We start from the raw sequence: 19,275 nt of genomic DNA on the forward strand, positions 1-19,275 counted from the left end.
TTTCAACCGTCTACTGGATCAGGCTATGGACTGGCTCGCTTTTTCGCATGGCGCGGCGTTGTGCGCCTCGCTGATCGTCACCATCGGGGCGCAGAACGCGTTCGTTCTGCGTCAGGGCATCATGCGCTCGCACGTCGGGAAGATCGTCGTGCTGTGCATGCTGTCGGATTTCATCCTGATCGCGCTTGGCGTGGGCGGCGCATCCGCGCTCGTCGAGCGCTATCCGGTGTTTATCCACTCGGTGCTGTACGTGGGGCTCGCGTATCTCGTGTGGTTTGGCATCGGCGCGCTGCGGCGCGCGGCCAAACCCGGGCACGCCGTGCTCGATGCCGCCGCCGGCGGCGCGGCGCCCGCGCGGCAGCGCGCGCTGCCGGTTCTGCTGATGACGCTCGCGCTGACGTGGCTCAATCCGCACGTCTATCTGGACACGTTCCTGCTGATCGGCACGGCCGGGGCGCGTGAAGCGCAGAGCGGGCGCATGCCGTTCGCGCTCGGTGCGATGGCGGTGAGCGCGGTGTGGTTCGTGCTGCTCGGCTATGGCGCCCGCGTGCTCGCACCGCTCTTCCGGCGTGCCGCCGCGTGGCGCGTGCTCGACGGTGCGATTGGCGGGATGGTGCTGTTTATCGCGTTCCTGCAGTTGCGGTAAATTGTTCGCGCCGATGGCAACGTCAGCGGCGGCAACTTTCGCGACACAAGCCCGCATGGCGCGCATCGAGCATCTGGATCACGCGGTGCCGGCCTGCGCGCGGTGCGCCCTCACCGGCCAGGCGCGCGCGCCGGCCCCGTGCCGACAGTCTGCAACCCGCCATCGGTCACATACGGCACGATGCCCGCCGCGCTGATCAGCGCGGCGGTATCGCGCGCGCATTCGTTATCGCCCGGCGCGCAGTAATCGATCGACAGCACCGGCAAACGGTACCGCTCGCGAATCGTCTTCGCCTGCGCGAGCAGCCAGTCGCGGTCGTCCTGCGGCACCTCGACGTAGCGCTGTTGCGCCTGATCCCAGCCGCGATATAGCGACTCGAATGCGACGGCGTACGCAAGCACATGCACCTGCGGCAGGATTTCGAAGCCGCGATTGAAGATCAGCTTCGCGCGCGGATAACGCGTCTTGATCGCGCGGATCACGCTCACCAGCCCCGCTTCCTGACGCGCGCGCGCTTCGGCGGTTTTCGCGACCAGCTGATACGAATCGAGCGTGTCGAGAAAGAAGCCGCGATAACCGAGCTTCCACAGCGGCGCGATCACGTGCTCGACATAGAACGCGGGCCAGCCCGCCGCATCCTGATCGACCACCGTCGACGCCCAGATGTCGTTGCGCCCCACGAGCCACGCCTTCGGTATCGCCGCGTAATACGGCCGCTCCCGCGACACTTCCCCCACGCTCACGTACGCAAACCACGCGGTGTGTGCGTTCCTGTGCGCGCGCGGATCGAAGCCGCTGTCCGGCTCGATGACGGCGACGTCGAACGCGCCCAGTTGCGCGACCGGCGGGTGCTCTCCATAGAACAGCGCGACCGACGGCGCCGATGCCTGCGCATGCGCCGCGGAAGACAGCACACCGACGATCACAACGCGCGCGACGCGCGCCGCGAACCGCAGCATCGGACGCAATGAATAACGGTCGAGGTGTTCCTGCTTCACGAGACCTGTTCCTGTCGATGCAATGGAGAACCACGCCTGCGCACCTGAACGCCGTGCGCGCGGCGTTTGCGATGCTTCAATTTCGCAGCATGTACGTTTCGTACTCGAGCGAAGCGAATTTCCTGTCGAGCACCGTGACGGCCGCGATCACCACGGCCAGCAGCGCCAGCGCGAAACCATAGCCGTACGAATCGGGGCCGAGCCACAGTGTAAAGCCGGTAAAGACGCCGTTGAGCACGACGAACGCCGCTGTCAGCTTCAGCACGATGCGACGGCCGTCGAGATAGAAGAACACGTTCAGCAGGCCGAGCAGCAACACCTGCAGGCTCGCTGAAATCACGTCGATGATCAGCAGCGGCAGATAGAGCGTCGAAATATGCAGCGATTCGAGAATCCCCGCGCCGAACGCCACGATCAGCAACAGCACGACCGCCTGCACCTTGATGATCTCATACAGGCCGGTGCGCACGCTGCCCACCATCATGTCGCGCATCTCGTTGATATGGTGCAGCGTCGCGCCGCTGCGCACCGCGTCGTAGAACGCATCGTAGTATTCGACGAAATCCGCTTCGATACGCACCAGAAACGTCGCCATGCCCGGCATCACGCACAGGTACGCGATGAAAACCGGAATGTCGTAGATCACCGACGCGTGCAGCGGCCCGATCACCTGTGTGCCCGTACCCGGCGCATACCAGAACATGAACTTGTCGAGCCACACACCCAGGTTGAAGAGCAGACCCACGACCGCGAGGCTGGGATAGGCAAAGCGCCGCTGGAACACTTCGAACGAGATGAAACGCGTGCTGCGGTAGTCGCGGTAAATGAGGCCCGACAAACCGGTCAGCAAAACCAGATGCCCCGCGACGAACCCGCCAAGCAGGCCCACGAGGCCATGCCTGTTGAGCAGCAGCGCGAACGCGACCGTACACGTATAGCCGACGAGAAACACCAGCAGGATCTGCCGGTACTGCTTGACGCTCGACAGAAAGATCACCGCGATCCAGATGTTGCTCACCACGACAAAGCCCGCCACCATCAGCAGCCGGTACAGCAGCGGTTCGGCGCGAAACAGGCACGCCATCGCGATGATGCCGCATACACCCGACACGATCGTCGAGACGAGCACCACGCCGTTGTAGTTCGACAGCACGAGGTCGTCGCGCTTTTCGAACAGGCGGTCGGAGATAAAACGCGTGAACGACAGCTGCAACGGCCCCGTCAGTATCAGGCTGAGCGCGATGATGTAGGTCACCGACACCTGGAACTGCACGATCGCGTACTTCGGAATCACGAACGCAAGGCTCAGCACGCCGATGATCAGAATGCCGAAGATCGACAGGATCAGCGGGCCCGAACTGATCAGGCCCGCGTAAGCGTACGCGCGCGCCACGCCGGTCAGCGTTTCGCGCCGCAGGATTTTGCGTAGTTCGAAGCCGATACCCGCCATCAGCGTGTCTCCTGCGTTTGTGTGTCGCCTGGTGCGCCGGTCTGTGCGGCACGCGCGGCGTGCGGCATCGGGCAGCGCGCTACGGCCTGAACCGCACTGGCGGAATCGGGCGCGGCCGCGAGTTTTTCGTAAAGGGTGCGGTAACTGTCGATCATCTGCGCGCGCGTGTAATAGCGGCGCACACGCGCAAGACCCGCCTGCTGCGCGGCGAGCCAGCGCGCGTCGTCACCGAGCAGCAACAGCACCGCCGAAGCGAACGCCGCCGGATTCGCGAGCTGCACGACGAGGCCGGCCGAACCGAGCGCGCGATCCTCCGCGGTTTCGCCTTCAATCAGCTGGCGGCACGATCCTACGTCGGTGGTGATCGCCGGCACGCCGGCCGCGAAGCCCTCCAGCACGACGAGCGGCAGCGCCTCGCTGATCGACGTCAGCGCGATCACGTCGATTTTCGGCAGCACGTCATCGATGCGCTGGAAGCCGAGGAACTTCACGTTCTTCGAGAGACCAAGGCTTTCGACCAGCGCCCGGCACTCGAGCGCATACGCCGGGTCTTCCTCTTCCGGGCCGATGATCCAGCCTTCGATGTCGGGCATCGTGCGCGACGCGATAAAGAGCGCGCGGATAAACGTCTTGATGTCCTTGATCGGCACCACGCGCCCGATCAGCCCCACCACGCGATGCGGACCCGCTACCCGCTTCGCGACGAGCGGCGCGAGGCCGTCCACGTCGACACCGTTCGGAATGCTCCGCGTGCGGCTCGCGTCTGCGCCGTCGGCGATCTGGCGCTGGCGGTTCGCTTCGTACAGCGCGACGATATCGCCGGCCGCATCGTAGGCCATCTTGCCGATCGCCTCGAAGAAGCGCACCCACAGCTCGCGAAAATAGCTGACCTTCGAGATGTCGCGCTCGAACACGCCGCGGCTGTCGCGAATCCAGCGGCTTTGCAGCAGGTCGATCTTGCGTTCCTTCGTATAGATGCCATGCTCGGACACGAGCAGCGGACGGCGCGTGCGGTGACGCAGGATCGCGCCGAGAAAACCCGCATACCCGGTCGACACCGTGTGATACACGCGGGCCGGCGGCAGCGTTTCGGCGATGCGCACCAGTTGCCACAGCGGCTTGTGCATGATGCGCACGGTCCAGAAGTAGTCGGTGAACGACGGGTCCGTGCAGTACTGCTGGTATTGATCGACGATGGTTTCCCATGCCGCGCGGCTCGTCAGGAACTGCGCTTCGCTCAACGCACCGTTTTCGCCGAGCATCGGGATCATGCCGGCCATCAGGCCGTCCGCGTGCGGCGCGCGCTGCGGGTCGCGCAGCGCCGCGTGCAGTTCGGCCGAGTGCGCGAACGCGGCGCGGTCCCCTTCCATCGCATGCGGCTGGCGCATGTCCGCGTCGGCATGTTCGTACAGGTAATGCGCCTCGAAATGCACGACGTTGTCGGGCAGCGCGTAGGCCGCAGCCGCGTAGTCTTCCTCGCGGCTGCCGAGAAAGACAATCGAAAAACGCGTGGACGGGTACGCCCTCACCATGTCGTTGACCCAGCTCGACACACCGCCGCGCACATACGGAAACGTGCCCTCGAGCAACAGGCAGACATCGGCATCGGCGGCGCGGCGCATCAGGGACGGTTTCGTCATGACCAGTAGCTCACAGCCGGTTTGAGTGTAGGAAACACCGCGGCGTTGCCAAGCGATGCGAGCAGCGCGGACACCTGGCGGTAATCGCCCCGCAGATACGCAACCTCGGCGAGCCACGGCACGAGCCGCTCGCGCGGGAAGCCGAGCGCCTGCGCGCGCGCCATGCTCGCTTCGGCGTCTTCGGGCTTGCCGTTGGCGAGCGCGAGACGGCCGCGGATCAGCCACAACGCGGCGTCGCCGTCGTCGGTGTCGAGCGCGGCGCGTGCATGGCGGTCCGCCTGTTCGAGCGTGTGACGGTACACGGCGCCCTGCACGAGGTTCTGGTACACGAGTTCGAAATGCAGTTCCGCGAGACGCCGGTTGAGCGCATGACGTTCGCCGTCATCGTTGGCGGCTTCGAGCGCCTGGCCGGTCTGGTAGATCTTCTGCATGATCTCGTTCTCGGCGTGGTCGAGCGTGCCGTACGCAATCAGGCGCACGTCTTCCAGCGGATCGGCGAGCAGTTCGCGCAGCAGCGTGCCGGTCGTGCGCGTGGGCATGCCCTGGATCGCGACGAGCGCCGTCAGCCGGTCGTTGGCGGGAACCTGCGTGTTCGCGAGGCGCGCCTGCAGCCGCGCGCCGCCGCCATGCGAGACGCGCGACACGAGCCACGAGACGAACTGCGGACGCGGCACATCGGCGAGCAACCCGCTTTCCCGCGAACCGGGGAAACAGGCGGCCCAGAGGCAGCTCGTCAACACGACGAGGCCGCCGCACAGCGGCACGAACGTACACAGCAGCCACAGCAGAAGCAGCGACGCGCCGCGCGGCTCGCGGTAGCGCACGGGCAGAAAGCCGCTCAGCGTCACGGCCTCGGCGAATCCGGCGACGGCCTGGATCACGAGAAACAGCAGCAGCGGATCGACGCCAGCGGCCGGGTGCAGCAGCTGCCGGAGCGCGGCACCCTGCGCGATCACGGCGACCACGGCGGCAAGCGCCGTCACGAGAAGAGTGCGGGCGTTAGACATCGAGGCCGCTTCGCTGAAGAAGGCGCCGCAGCGCCGTGCCCGGTTCGGCGCCGTCGAGGTGCAGCGTATGCACGCCCACCCGCGCCGCTTCGAGATCGGTATTGAACTGCGCCGCCAGGCTGCCCTCGGTCCGCGCGAGATAGCCGTCGACACCGGTGGTGTCGGTGGCGGGCATCAGGTTCACCAGCACCGACTGCTTCGCGGTACGCAGCGGCCACATCACGTCGAGCGCGCGGCGGCGGCGCATCACGTGCTCGAACAGCGAGTCGCCGGCTTCATCGTGCGGGAACACGAGCGCGACGAGCGAGGACTCGACGCCCGCATCGCGCTGCAGGCGCGTCAAGCGCCCGAGGTCGAGCGCGAAATCGTACGGGCAGCCCGGCACCGTGTCGAGAATCCGCTGCACGAACGCCGAGTGTTCGACGCCGTCAGCGTAGTAGCCGAGCAGCACGAGCAGCAGCTGCAGGTTGTCGAAGTTCAGCGACAGGAACGGCATGCGCTTCACGACCAGCAGCGCGATCAGTTCGCCATCGGCGGACACGAGCGGCGCGCACACGACGTAATGCGTATTCGTCACCGGCGTCTCTTCGTGCTTCAGATGCGCGATGGCGAGCGTGCCGATCGCGTGCGTGACGAGTTCGTCCTTCGGATCGAAGTCGAAGGTGTCGCCGATGCGCGCGACCGCTTCGGTCGACGGACGTCCGCCATGCACCGGATACAGCGCCGCGACTTCGACCTGGCAGGCCTGCGCGACGAATTCGAGCAGACCGTGCGCACCCGGCAGCGCCTCATCGTGCGCATGGACAGGTGCCGAAGCCTCTGCCCCATGCGCCACCGAAAGACGGCGCAACTCGGTGATCGAATCGCGCAGCGTGGTGGGCTTCGACAGCAGGTCCTTTTCGAGCCGCTCGTGCGACAGGCGCAGCAGATAGTGGCTGTTCGTCAGCGCGACGAGCCGGTCGTTCAGGTAATCGTTGAGCGCGGACGCGCGCCGGGTGCGGCTGCCCCACGTGTCGCCGAAGTGGCCGGTGATGATCGTCTCGATGAGACCACCCGCGAAGAACATCACGGGAAACGCGCCGCCGTGCGGATAGAACAGCGCCCAGTCGAGGACCAGCAGCGCGCCCGCGAGCAGCCCGAGCAGCGTGCCGTAGCGCAGCGCGACGACGAGCGCGGCGAGCCACAGCCACGGAAAGCCCGCGCCGAGCAGCAGCGGATCATGCGGATCGACCCACCACGCGACACCGCACACGACAGCCATGAAGACGATTGACTCGACGATCGCGAACGGCCGCGCCACAGCAGGGGCCAGAAAACGGCGCACGCGCCCGAGGTTGCCAAACGGATTGGCATTGCGCGGTTTCGATGCGCCAGGGGCGGATTGCACGGCGGCGGTATTCACGGCCTGTTCCTTATGACGTGTCGCGTTGCTGATGAACGGCTGGCTGCGGGCGACGGCTGACGATGACGGGAAGTGCTGAACTTAATGACCCGCGCCCAGCGGCGAGAGCACCTTGCCGATCAGAACGGTCGCGACATCCGACAGGCCGGAACGGCTCCAGCCCGTACGCGTGCCGGTCGCGCTCCACACGACGAGGCCACTCGAGACGTCGAGCAGCTCGAACGTGACGCCCACCGCCGGCTCGCCATCCACGCCGGCCTTGTAGCGCCATTCCTCGACTGCGCCCGTCAGCACGTATTTCACGTGCTGCGCGCGCGCCCAGTCGAGTTTCTTGCTGATGCTGTCGCCCTGCGCGGTGTCGAACATCGCGTTCGCGCTCGCGTCGGCGGGTGCCACGCGCACGTTGGTCAGGCCGCTGGCGCGCAGCGCGTTGGCGGCGATCGAACCGGCGCTGCGGCCGGCGTCGGGCGTTTCGCTGTAGTTCGCGATCGGCGCCACGGCCACCGCATCCGCTGCCGACAGCGCGGGCGCCGCCGTCTGCCTCACCGTGCCGCACGCGGTCACGAGCAGAACCGATGCGACCGCTGTCGCGCACCACGTACCCAGACGGGCAAACCCCTTGATACCTATCATGGAACAGCTCCTCAAATAACGTCGAAATTGTCTGCTTGCCGGGAGCGCGCCCGCGGCTGTCCGCCGCCTGGTCCGCCCCGATGGTACGAACTTCTTCTTCAATAGAACCAGCTGTAGCGCGCGCCCACTTCCGTCACGGGCGTCCCGACCTTCGTCACGCGGTCATGCTCCAGATACATCGAAAGATGATCGCCGCCGAACACGGTGCCCGCCACGCCGACGCTCAACTGCGGACCCCAGCCCTGAATCGAGTCGTGCAGGATGCCGACGTCCATGAACGGACGCCAGCGATGCGTGTACTGCTCGCGCAGATCGTTGCCGAAGCCGAAATACAGGCCGTACTGCGCGTACGTATCCGGAATGAACGCGCCAGCGAGCCCCGCCCCTGCCGGCACGATGCGCGAGATCAGCGCGTCCGGCTGGCCGCTTGCGGCATAGCTGCCACGCGTGCCGACGAGCCGCAGCGTGAAGTCGGGATAGACCGTGTGAAAGCGGTACGCGATTTCGCCGGTCGACAGGATGCCGCTGCCCAGATACGTGCGCGCCTGGCTATAGAAGCGGTCCGCCTCGACGGTGCCTGACAGCTCGAGGCGCTCGGTCACGCGATATGTCAGGCCGGCGATCAGGTTGTCCTTCATGCCGCCGACCTGCAGCGTTTGCGTTTCCGGCGCTGTTTCGTTGCGGCCCGCGTGCGCGGTCAGCGTGAGCGGCGAGTTGCGGCCGGTTTCGCCGTCGAGCGCGAGCGTATAGAAGCTGTCGAGCGCCTCGCGCCGGCCCGCCGTCACCATCAACGCGGAATCGAGCGTCTGGCGCCGGGCGAAGAATTCGAACGAGCGGTCCACCGAAGGCACGTTGATCAGCTGCGTCTCGTCCGTCGAACGCTGGAAGCGCTGGGTGCCCGTCACGCCGACCATGTAGCGCTCGGCGATCTTGCGGCTGCCCGAGAGCGTCTGCTCGATGTAGTCGAGCGGATGCTCGACGTAGCTCGTCACGCTCGCGCCGATCGACTGCGGCCAGTCGAGCGCCGTTTCGATGACACGCGTATGCAGGTCGGTGTTGTCCGGCGCGCCTTCGAGCCCCCTGAAGGCAAGCCGTTGCGCGGCATCCGGACGGTCGACCGCGCTCAACGCATCGATCCGGTTGTCGATCGGCAACCGGCCGCCTTCACGGTCGAGCACGCGGTTCATCGTCGTCGTGTCGCGGTCGGCGAGCGCGATCGCGAGTTGCGCGTCGCCCGGCTGCAACAGCCGGCTCGCGTACTGCCGCGCGAGCCAGCGCTTCGCGAGCGGCAACGATTCGGTCGAGAGCGCCCACGCCACCGCGACGTCCTTCGCCACGGCCGATTTCAGACGGCCATCGTCGCGTGCGGCGGCATCCTTCGATGCGACGGGCGGCAGGCCGCGCACGTCGCCGAGCAGCGAGCGGCGTTCGAGCGGCGTTTTCTGACGGCTCGGGTCGTTCGCGAACAGGCTGTCGAGCAATGCCTTCGACACGTCGCCGTTCTCGAAGATCGTCGCGAGCGTCACGCCCTGGCCCGCCAGCTGTTCGCGGGTGTCCGCGTCACGGCCGGCACGACGCTTTAGCGCCGCGCTCGCGCCACGACCACGCGTGGCGACTGCCTGCTCGTCGCTTTGCATCCGCACCCACACCGTGCGGCGGATCGACCACGCGAGATCCGGGCGGCCGGCCGCTTCCTGTGCGTCGGCGTAGGCGAGCAGCCAGAGCGGATCGCGCGACATCGTGGCCGCCTCCAGCCGCAGATAGCCGAGCGCGGCAACCGGGCGGTCCAGACGCAGCTCGGCGGCCGCATACGGCTCCCACAGCGATGACGTGCGTTGCGACGCGTCGCGCCACCTGGCCAGTGCCGCGCGCAGTTCGCTGTCGGTGCCGTAGTCGACCAGCATCCAGAGGAGCGCGGTGCGCAGGTCGTTGGGCGCCCCCGGTAATGTCATCGCGCGTTGCAGGTCGTGCAGCGCGTCGAACGGCCGGTCAGTCAGGCGATAGTATTCGGCGCGTGCGCCGAGGAAGCCCGGGTCCGCTTCGGCCGCGGCCTGCTGCGCCGGCGTCAGGCTCGCGAGCAGCGCGGCGACGCGTTCGGGTGCCTGCGCTTCCGTGTAGTAGTAGATCGCGTTCTGCAACGCGCGCGGCGTGCCGTCGCGGCGGTACTGCAATTCCGACGTGCGCGCGGCGTCGATCGGCCACGGGTCGTAGAAGTACGTCATGTCGCCGAGGTCTTCGGGCGTGGCGACGCCCGTCGCAAGCAGATGCGCGTAGCCATCGTTGGCCGCCTTGTCCTGCTGCAGGAGACGCGCGAGTTGCGCGTAGTTGCGCCAGAACGCCTCGTCGTCGTTTTTCGCGCCATCGCGCGCTTTCTGCAACGCGTCGAACGCGCCCTTGTAGTCGCCGTGGCGATACAGCAGGCTCGCTGTGCGCAGCGCGTACGTCGCGTTCTCCGGGTTGTGCGCCTGCAGCCTGTGATAGACCGCGAGCGCCGCGTCGTCCTTGCCGGCCCGCTCGTCGAGCGTGCCCATGCGCTCGTCGATCGCGTTGCCCTGCGCCCCGCGCGGCAGCGAAGCGAGGAACGCGAGTGCTTCGTCGGGCAGGCCGAGACGCTCGTAGGTCGCGACGACGTCGTCGACGAGTTTCAGATTGTCCGGATTCGCCTGCGATGCGTGCCTGAGCGCGGCGAGATAGGCGCGGTCGTCGTCCAGCATCGGCGCAATACGCAGCACGTTCGCCCATGCAGCCGGATCGTTCGACATCTCCGCGTAGGCGAGCCACGATTTCAGCGCAAGCGGCGATGCGTTGTTCCATTCGGCGACCTGCGCGAGGCGCTTCAGCCAGACGGCGGAATGCGGGTCTTTTTCGACCTGCTCCGACGCGATCTTCTGCGCGCTGGGGAGGTCGCCGGCTTCGACGAACGACTGGAATACGAGACCGGCTACGTCGCGGTTAGCTGCGCTGGTTGTTGTCGCGGGGCTGGCCGTTTTCGTGGCCTTCTTCGCGTCCGCCTTCACGTCCGCTTTCTCGTCCGTTTTGGCACCGGAGGCCGCTGGCACAATCGAGGCCGGCGTCGTGGCCGCCACGCGTTGCACATGCACGGCGCCCCACCCTCGCGTGCCGGCACCGAAGCGCTCGCGCATCGTGCCGCTCGCCTGCGGCCCGTCCATATACGCATACGGCGTTTGCTGCGCAGCAGCCGTTGCACGACGTGCCAGCCTGAACGACGCGTACCGGAACATCGCACGCGGTTCCGGCTGTGCAGCCGCGAAACGCGCCAGCGCGGTCGCGTAGCGACGCGCGAGATCCGGCCGGTTCGCGGCCCGCGCGAGGTCCAGCAGGACGATCAGCGTTTCCTTGTCTTCGGCGAGCACGCCGGCGTGCAGATCGGCAGCGGCCAGCGCCTCGTCCAGCAGGTTGCCCGACTGCAGCGCGCGAATGCCAGCCAGGAAGTTGCGGCGCCGGGCGTCGAGCGTCGTCGCCGTATCCTGCTCGCGGAACCATGCATCGGCGGCGTGCGGATAGTCGCCGATAAAGAGCGCATAGCGCGACACCTGCGCGTTCCATTGCGTGTGACGTGCAGGGTCCTGCGCGGCGAGACGCTCGTATAGCTGCATCGCCAGTTGCGGTGCGTCGGCGGCTGCCGCGCGCTGCGCGAGCAACTGCAGATCGGGCGTCGGCCATGCAAGGCTCGCGGCGGCCTCGAACTGCGCGCGCAGTTTCGCCGAAGCCGCGGCGCGAAGCGGATCGCTCGCCGGAATCGCGAACGTCTGCTGTTCGGCGACCGACAGCCGCAGCAGGATCGCCTTGCGATGCATCGGCTCGCTGTTCAGCGCGTCCATCCGCTGTGCGATGTGCAGCACGTCGTCGAGACGGCCGAGGCGGGCATACTGCTCGCCCAGCAGCGCGAGAAATTCCGGGCTCGCGGGCTGCACACGCAGCCACGCTTCGAGATACGCGACGCTCACTTCGCTCGGCGCGGCGCTGGATATCATGCGTTCGCGCAGGCCGCCGCGCGGCCACGCCGCGTAGAAGATCAGCAGCACGACGGCGGCGAGCAGCGTCACGAGCCACGGCGACGCGATACGGGGACGCTGGGTCATGTTAGCGGCCACAGGCGACCTCGACTGACTGGTATTTCACCGCCGGGCCGGCGACGCCCGGCGTGTCGAAACGCAGCGCGTTGCCGTCGCGGCGCGCAGCCACCGCGCGACCGTCGACGCTCACGCGGCACGTCTGCGCATTCGCCAGCTTCACGAACGGCTGGTAGTAGCCGCCGAAGTCGAAGCGCATGCCGTCCGGCGTGCGCTCGAAGCGGCGCACGAAGCCGTTTGCCTCGGCGATGTACGGCAGGGTTGCGTTGGCGGCGTTGGCGGCGTTGCCCGCTGCCGATGTGGCGGCGAACGAAACCCGTGCGCTGCCGTTGTCGATATGGATATACGTGCCGTCCGCACCCGGCGCGAAGCCCGTCACGCCGGGAGACGCGTCGAGCACCGGCGCCTGCGTGCCCGGCCAGTGCAGCTCGCGCACCTCGCCGTCGCCCCGCACGACCCAACTGGCGCCATTGCTTCCCACGCCACGCGCCACGGCGAACGAGCGCCAGTCGAGCACCTTGCGGATGTAGTCGGTGACATGCACCGGCAGCACCGGTTGCTTCAGCACCGTCGAGAAAATCTGGTCCAGCGCGTGCAGCGACGCGACCTTGGTGCCGCTGTACATGTGGTAGTAGATATCGATCGGCTTGAAGCGGCGCGGCTTGTCGGTCATGTCGAAGGTTTCGAGCACGCGCGTGAAACCGTAGAACGGCCCCAGCCATTCGTTCGTGTAGACGTTTTCATCCTGGTTCGGCGCGTAGACCTGATACGCGCCCGGCCCCTTGTCCACGCCGATCGGCGCGATGTTGGTCCAGCTGTTGTCCGTCTTCGTGATGACCGTGTCGCCGCCGTTGATGTTGAAGACGCCCGCGTCGTACACCTTGCGCACCACGATGCCCGGCGGCTGGCAGTCGCCCGACCATTGCAGCACCACTGTCTTCTTGCCCGGCGGTGCAAGGCGCTCGTTGATGTAATCGATCGACCCCGTGATTTCGCGGTCGATGTTGAAGGTGTAGCCAGGAATGTCCAGCGAGAACGCCGCATCGCCGCCGCCACGATCGACGCGCCGCTCACCCTTGTCGTCGACGTTGTCCCATTCGAACGGATGCGAATACGTGTGCGTGCCGATCTCGACGTACGGCAGCGCGAACATCTTGCGTGCGATTTCCTCGAGACGCGGCGAGATATCCGGATGCAGGCCCTTCATGCCCACTTCGCCTTCGATCACGGAGAGTGTCATCGGCACCTTGTAACGCGTGAAGATCTTCTGGTAGAGCGCCTCCCCCGAAAAATCCGCGCCGGGGAATTCCGCGCGCGACGCGAAGCCGTCACCGTCCACGTGGGTCATGAAGAGGCGCCGGCCGTTTTCGGTCGTCACGCTCGGCGAAGGCATCGTCTGCAGGCGCAGCGCGGCCGTGAGAAATTTGATCGGCTCTATCGCCCAGCGCTCCTGGTCGACGCCGATGAGCGATTCCACCGTGTACGGATTCAACGCATAGCCACCCCACGGGGTGATCGCGACCTGGTCGAGCAGTTCGCCGTTGGCCGACACGCGCAGCAGCGAACGGCTCTTCGAGCCGACGCGCACGCCGAGCAGATCGCGCGCGTCGGGCTTCGGATTCGTTTCGAAGCCGACCATCGGGTCCCGCGAGACGATGCTCACCGGCGCGGCCGGCGTACCCGGCACGGCTTCGAGATCGAGCGCGGCGCCGCCGTCTTCCGCGGCATCGAAACCGAACTGGCCGAGAAACACGATCGGCACGTGAGCGGCGATGCGGCCCGCGACCCAGCGGCGCAGCTGCTCCGCATCGGGCACCGCGTCACGCTGAAACCACGCGACAACGCCCGCATAGCGGTCCGGCGTGATGCCGGAAGGCAGCGCGGAATCGAAGTCCGCGTACTCGACGTCATAGCCGAGATAGTTGAGCGGCATCGCGAGATCGCGCACGCCGGCGGTGCCATCGAGCGGCTCTTTGGTGTCGCGGTCCTGCAGCACGAGAATCTTGCGCGGCAGCACCTCGATCGCGCCGATGCCGACGACGTCGCGCGCCGCGTCCGTCACGTACGGCACCATGCCGGCGGCAACCACCTTCGCCGCGGTCGCACGCGCGCAATCGCGATCGTTTCCGTCGCAGTATTCGAGCGAGACCACCGGCACGCCGGTCCGCTGCGTGAACGCGCGGGCGGCCGCCATGCGGCTTTCGCGCAGCGCGTCGGGCACCTCGGCCGGTTGCATGCGGGTTTCATCGAGGCCGCGCACGAGCGCGTCGCCCACGACCGCGTACAGCGCCCCGGCGTGCGGCTGGGCAGCCTGCAACGCGTTCGGGCCGCCGACGACGAGACGCGCGTCGGGGTGCGCGGCGCGAATGGCGTCGATCGCGGCGATCGCAGCCGGCGTCTCCAGCAGGAAGCCGCGATAGCCGCGCGCCCACAACGGCTCGATCTGCCGTGCGACGAAGTCGGTGGCTGAACCAGCTGCGGCACCATCCGTGCGGGCAAGCCACACGGTATGCGAGAGCGGATGAGCGGACGGATCGAAGCCTTGCGCCGGGTCGAGCACCACGGCGTCGAACGCCTGCAACAGATCGACGGGCACATTCGCGCCGTAGAAGAAAGCGAGATTGACCGGCGCGGCGGTGTGCGTTGCAACCGTTGCACCCGACGCATCCGCTGCCCCGCTCCGCGCGACCGCCACGGTGTTGCCGGCCGCACTGGATGTGGCGGCAGGCACGGCCACCCACGGCATCATGCCAATCGCGCTCACCGCGAGCGTGGCCAGCTTGCGTACACAGCCGTTCCAGCCGGTCCCGCGCGTGGCCTTCGATGAATTCAATGCTGTAACGCTGCCCGATGGCGTCGTGACTCTAGACATCCGGTTCCCGTTCGATGGTCGCGGGACGCGCCAGAAGCGCGTCGATCACGGTGTTGCCGGTCGCATTGACCGGCCGTGTGTCAACCCGGCGGCAGGGTTCGCCTTCGTGCAGGGCGAAACCCAGGCCGCGCTTATGCAGCCGACGCCGCGGTCACGCCACGTGGCGCGCGCGTGCGGAGCGGTGCTTCAACGCATCGAGGGAGGTTCTGACAGGAAGGGCTTCCGGCGACGTGCCGGAAATAAAAGGATGTGCAGCAGACATGATTCTTTATTCGCTTTTCAGATGAGTTTCTAATTGGGCACGGGCATCTTCGCCCCCGCTGGTTCGAAGATACTGATCCCGCGTCAGTCAAACTACGCAGTCACCGGCGCCCCGAGACCCAGACATCAAGGCCATATCGCCGGCTGGATTCACCCGCCGCAAACACAATCTGAATAGGCGAATCGGTCCGCATTCTAACTTCACATCCGCGTAAACACATAAGAGTTTCGAGAAAAATCTTATTAAGAATGCGATTGAGAAAATAAAGTGTACCGGTTTATTTGCTGCAATCCTGAAAAAACCATTCGCGCAAACGTTAGCGCCCAACGAAATGCATCTGAAACTCATCGAACAGTGCCGGGACTCGCTGGCGACAGGGGTCCATGAGAATGCCTTCCCGTCACGACGCGCTTCCGGGAGAAGAAAATCCTCATCACTGGACCGCAGGCATATCTCCGGAATGCCCACGTATTAAGGCTTTACGGCTGCTCCGATATCCACCACCCGACACTCCCTGTTCAGTATCTGGAAATCGTCATTTAGTCGCGTCCGGCGTATACCCTACGCGAGTTAACCCGGCTCGATTAGTAAACGAACGGGCGTTCCTTATTCCAATTTTATAGCCCGACCCCGAAAACCGTCGAATGAACCTTATTCCTTCCGGCACTGAATTTCGTTCGACGATCTGCCTCACGGATTCGCGATGTGCATTTGCGTTTCAGAGCGGCATGAAACCCATGCTCCATAAGGGGAAACTCACTTCTGTTCATTATTTTTTATCGGCAAGCGCGATGTAATTAATACCTGGTTCCAGGCACGCATGCTCCTGACTCGTTCATTCCGGAATGGACGGCATTGAATCCGGATATCGGCCGGCTTGCGCCATCCTTTCGTGGACAAAATGAAGCGCGCAATTGCAGGACCGAACATCCACATTGAATAACATCGCATGGTTCCCGCCAAAAGCGGTGGCCCGCCAGACCGGAGACACGGCTTGAACGCATCGCCTCTGGGCACGGGAGTTGCTGAATTCCGTGCGGCGCTCCCTCACCGACGCGTGAAGCGACGCAGCCGAACAACATCAACTCATCCGGCAATTCCGTTCACAGGTGGAGGCCTTCATGCTTCGTTACGCTGCAATATTTTTCGTCATCGCCATCATCGCCGCCATTTTCGGTTTCGGTGGGATCGCCGCTGGCGCGGCTGAAATCGCGAAGGTTCTGTTCTTCATCTTCATCGTGATCTTCCTCGTGACCCTGTTGATGGGCGTCATCCGGCGATAGGAGACGCGCTCGAGCCCACGACGTCCCCTGGGAAGCGGATCGCGCGTCACTGCCTGCATAGTGGCGCGCGATCCGCTTTTTTGCTTCGTTCGTTGTGAGGACCGGGCGCCCCGCCGCTCCGGTTCTGGATCGGCAAAAGCCGGCTTGCATGCCGCCGACCCATGATCGCGGGTTGCAGAAATTGCCTGTCGGCTTGCAAGAATTGCCGCCTTTTGCCGGCAAACCCTGCTGCTATGATTCTGTCGCAGGTAGCGCGTACCGCCTTTGGCTGATCGTCGCGCGGGTTCCCCGCGAGGCGTGACACCCCTTCCACTCGAGGAGCCCTGACATGAGCGACGACGAACAGGCCATCCGCACGCTGATCGACACGTGGATGGCCGCGAGCCGAAGCGGCGACACGGCAACCGTGCTGAGCCTCATGACCGATGACGTGATCTTCATGACGCCGGGCCGTCCGCCCTTCGGGAAAGAGACGTTTGCGGCCATGTCCGCGGCGATGCGCGACGTCCGGATGGACGGCACGGCGGAGATCGAGGAGCTTCAGGTCGCCGGCGACTGGGCCTTCGTGCGCAACCATCTGAACATCACCATCGGCATGCCGGACGAAGCCGCGCCGGTCCATCACGCCGGCCACACGCTGACGATCCTGCGCAAGGACGCGAGCGGACGATGGCTGCTCGCGCGAGACGCGAATCTGGTCGCGGCAAAAAGCTGAACACTGGCTGAACACTGGACGTAAAAAGCGGAAAAGCCGGCACAGTGCCGGCTTTTCCGTGAAACGCAGGGCGGCCATCGCGGCCCGCCCCTGAAGCATCAGCGCATCGACGCCGCCATTAAATCAGCCGCGCGCGACCACGCCCACCGGCGCGCGCTTCGGCGAGATCGCCGACACGATAAACGTGATGACGACATTCGCGACGAGCGCGATCAGGCCGATGTACAGCGGCCACGTCGTGCTGCCGAGATGCAGCGGGTACACCGGTTTGAGCCCCTGCACGATCGCAAGCCCCGTCCCGATCACGATACCGGCCAGCCAGCCCGCGAGCAGTCCGATCGTCGTCAGACGACGCGTATAAAGCGTAAACACGATCGCCGGGAATATCTGCAGAATCCACACGCCGCCCAGCAACTGAAGATCGATCGCATACTGCGTCGGCAGGAACACGATGAAGAGCAGCGCGCCGAACTTCACGACGAGCGACGCCAGCTTCGCGGTCGACGCTTCCTTCGCGGGCGTGATGTCCGGGTTCACCAGCGGACGCCACAGGTTGCGCGTGAACAGGTTCGCCGCGCCGATCGACATGATTGCCGCCGGCACCAGCGCGCTGATCGCGATCGCCGCGGCCGCGAAGCCCACGAACCACGACGGGAAGATCGTGCCGAAGAGCGCCGGCACGACGTCCGATGCCGACTTCACGTGAACGCCTGCCGCGATCGCCATATAGCCGAGCAACGCGATGAGGCCCAGCAGCAGCGTGTACGCCGGCAGGAAAATCGCGTTCTTGCGCACCGTCTTCGCCGACGATGAGGACAGCACCGCCGTCATCGTGTGCGGATACATGAACGCGGCCAGCGCCGAACCGAGTGCGAGCGAAGCGTAGGCGGTGAACTGCGTCGGCTTCAGGATGATGCCGGTCGCGCCGCCCTTCGCCTGGAAGAACTTGTCGGCCGAATCGAACACCGCGCCGTAGCCGCCGAGCTTCGCCGGAATCAGCCACACCGCCGCGATCACGACGATATAGATCATGATGTCCTTGACGAACGCGATCATCGCCGGCGCGCGCAGGCCGCTCGAATACGTGTACACCGCGAGAATCACGAACGCGGTGATGAGCGGCAGCTCGCCTTCCACGCCGAGACCCTTGATCACGACCTGCATGCCGACGAGTTGCAGCGCGATATACGGCATCGTCGCCACGATGCCTGTCAGCGCGACGGCCGCCGGCAGCAGCTTGCCGCCGTATTCGCCGTGAACGTAATCGGCCGCGGTGATGTGGTTCTTCGCGTGCGCGATCTGCCAGAGCTTCGGCATCACGGCGAACACGAACGGATAGACGATGATCGTATACGGCAGCGCGAAAAAGCCATATGCGCCCACCGAATACACCAGCGCCGGCACCGCGATCACGGTGTACGCCGTATAGAAGTCACCGCCAACCAGGAACCACGAAATCACGGTACCGAACTGACGGCCACCCAGCCCCCACTCGTGCAACTGCGTCAGGTCGCCCCGTTTCCAGCGCGCGGCAACGAAGCCGAGCACCGTGACCAGCACGAAGAACGCGATGAACACGCCCATCGCCACGCCATCAACCGGTTTGAGTTCGCTCATTTGACGCTCCTGTAGACGACGTACAGCAGGAGCGACGTCACCGGCACCCACAGCAGCTGATACCAGTAGAAGAACGGAAAACCGAGCAGCGACGGCCGCACGTCGTTATAGAACGGCAGCCAGAGTAGCGCGATGTAGGGGATCACCAGGAGTACCCTGGTCCAGGATCGACTTGATTGGTCGGATGAGCTCATGATAGTTGTGTTATCAGACTGAAAGGAACTTCCGGGCACGGCGAAACGGGACGCCGCTGCACGCTGCTCGTGGCACCGTGTCGCCAGGAAATGGATAAGAAGGTTCCTGCGCGACGGAACGTCTTCCTGTTCCGTCGCGGCGGGAATTATGGGTGATTATTAAAAGATCTGCTGGCGCGCTGCGTGCCCGCCTGGCGCGTCACGCTGCGACTGGCGCCTGGGCAGCAAGGAACCCGCGGCCGCCGCGAATCGAAGTGAATCGAAGCGATATGAAGAGATGGACATGATCGACGGCGCACGCGCGGCTTTCCTCAGCGCACCGCTTTCCGGTACCCTCGAAGGGGGCGTGCCGGTGGGGGTCGACGGCGAGGTCGTCGGCGCCTCTGGCGTGTCAGGCATGAAGGCGGACCAGGATGCCCAGGGGGCGCGTGCCGGCGCTCACAGGATCGACGCTTGAACGGG

Annotated in this window: 13 protein-coding genes and 1 pseudogene; 4 read left to right on the forward strand and 10 right to left on the reverse strand. The window is 65.5% G+C overall.

From position 1 onward, the window contains the following. Positions 1-25 precede the first annotated feature (25 nt). Complete coding sequence (locus BLV45_RS13610) at positions 26-646, forward strand: LysE/ArgO family amino acid transporter (protein WP_090533735.1); 621 nt, start codon at positions 26-28, stop codon at positions 644-646. Between the two features lie 110 nt (positions 647-756). On the opposite strand, the gene BLV45_RS13615 is transcribed toward BLV45_RS13610, so the two are convergent. The 8 genes from BLV45_RS13615 to BLV45_RS13650 form a co-directional block, all read right to left on the reverse strand. Further along, positions 757-1,644, reverse strand: a complete 888-nt coding sequence (locus BLV45_RS13615; protein ID WP_245753229.1) for an endo alpha-1,4 polygalactosaminidase — start codon at positions 1,642-1,644, stop codon at positions 757-759. A 76-nt stretch (positions 1,645-1,720) separates the two neighbouring features. Next, on the reverse strand, positions 1,721-3,094 hold the full coding sequence (pelG, locus tag BLV45_RS13620; protein WP_090533737.1) for an exopolysaccharide Pel transporter PelG: 1,374 nt from the start codon (positions 3,092-3,094) through the stop codon (positions 1,721-1,723). After that, positions 3,094-4,734, reverse strand: a complete 1,641-nt coding sequence (gene pelF / locus BLV45_RS13625) for a GT4 family glycosyltransferase PelF (protein ID WP_245753231.1) — start codon at positions 4,732-4,734, stop codon at positions 3,094-3,096. Before pelF ends, pelG begins: the two co-directional genes overlap by 1 nt. Beyond that, complete coding sequence (locus BLV45_RS13630) at positions 4,731-5,741, reverse strand: tetratricopeptide repeat protein (protein ID WP_090533739.1); 1,011 nt, start codon at positions 5,739-5,741, stop codon at positions 4,731-4,733. The genes pelF and BLV45_RS13630 overlap by 4 nt, the downstream gene beginning before the upstream one ends. Beyond that, on the reverse strand, positions 5,734-7,143 hold the full coding sequence (locus tag BLV45_RS13635) for a PelD GGDEF domain-containing protein (RefSeq protein ID WP_090533741.1): 1,410 nt from the start codon (positions 7,141-7,143) through the stop codon (positions 5,734-5,736). Before BLV45_RS13635 ends, BLV45_RS13630 begins: the two co-directional genes overlap by 8 nt. Before the next feature lie 81 nt (positions 7,144-7,224). Further along, entirely contained in the window at positions 7,225-7,776 is a 552-nt protein-coding gene (locus BLV45_RS13640; protein ID WP_090533743.1) for a penicillin-binding protein activator LpoB, read from the reverse strand. Positions 7,777-7,874: 98 nt separating this feature from the next. Next, a complete protein-coding gene (locus tag BLV45_RS13645) occupies positions 7,875-11,879 on the reverse strand; it encodes a tetratricopeptide repeat protein (protein ID WP_090533745.1) in 4,005 nt (1,334 codons plus the stop codon). A 1-nt stretch (position 11,880) separates the two neighbouring features. After that, entirely contained in the window at positions 11,881-14,619 is a 2,739-nt protein-coding gene (locus BLV45_RS13650) for a sugar ABC transporter (RefSeq protein WP_407671012.1), read from the reverse strand. Between the two features lie 1,506 nt (positions 14,620-16,125). On the opposite strand from BLV45_RS13650, the gene BLV45_RS13655 reads away from it, so the two are divergent. Both BLV45_RS13655 and BLV45_RS13660 read left to right on the forward strand, forming a co-directional pair. Next, positions 16,126-16,287 (forward strand): DUF1328 family protein, encoded by a 162-nt coding sequence (locus tag BLV45_RS13655; protein ID WP_007590496.1) that lies wholly within the window; start codon positions 16,126-16,128, stop codon positions 16,285-16,287. A 328-nt stretch (positions 16,288-16,615) separates the two neighbouring features. After that, complete coding sequence (locus BLV45_RS13660) at positions 16,616-17,002, forward strand: YybH family protein (RefSeq protein WP_090533749.1); 387 nt, start codon at positions 16,616-16,618, stop codon at positions 17,000-17,002. 123 nt (positions 17,003-17,125) lie between these two features. Here BLV45_RS13660 and mctP read toward each other — a convergent pair whose 3' ends face one another. Together mctP and BLV45_RS13670 are read right to left on the reverse strand one after the other, a co-directional pair. Continuing rightward, positions 17,126-18,619, reverse strand: coding sequence for a monocarboxylate uptake permease MctP (gene mctP, locus BLV45_RS13665; RefSeq protein WP_090533751.1), 1,494 nt, complete (start codon positions 18,617-18,619; stop codon positions 17,126-17,128). Further along, positions 18,616-18,813 carry a DUF3311 domain-containing protein gene (locus BLV45_RS13670; protein ID WP_090533753.1) on the reverse strand — a complete coding sequence of 66 codons (198 nt, stop codon included), beginning with the start codon at positions 18,811-18,813 and terminating at the stop codon, positions 18,616-18,618. Before BLV45_RS13670 ends, mctP begins: the two co-directional genes overlap by 4 nt. A gap of 226 nt (positions 18,814-19,039) precedes the next feature. Here BLV45_RS13670 and BLV45_RS13675 point away from each other — a divergent pair. Beyond that, positions 19,040-19,270 (forward strand): annotated as a pseudogene (locus BLV45_RS13675) (heme-binding protein); the annotation flags it as partial. Between the last annotated feature and the right edge of the window lie 5 nt (positions 19,271-19,275).

Origin of the sequence: Paraburkholderia sartisoli (assembly GCF_900107685.1) — a bacterium.
Classification (GTDB): domain Bacteria; phylum Pseudomonadota; class Gammaproteobacteria; order Burkholderiales; family Burkholderiaceae; genus Paraburkholderia; species Paraburkholderia sartisoli.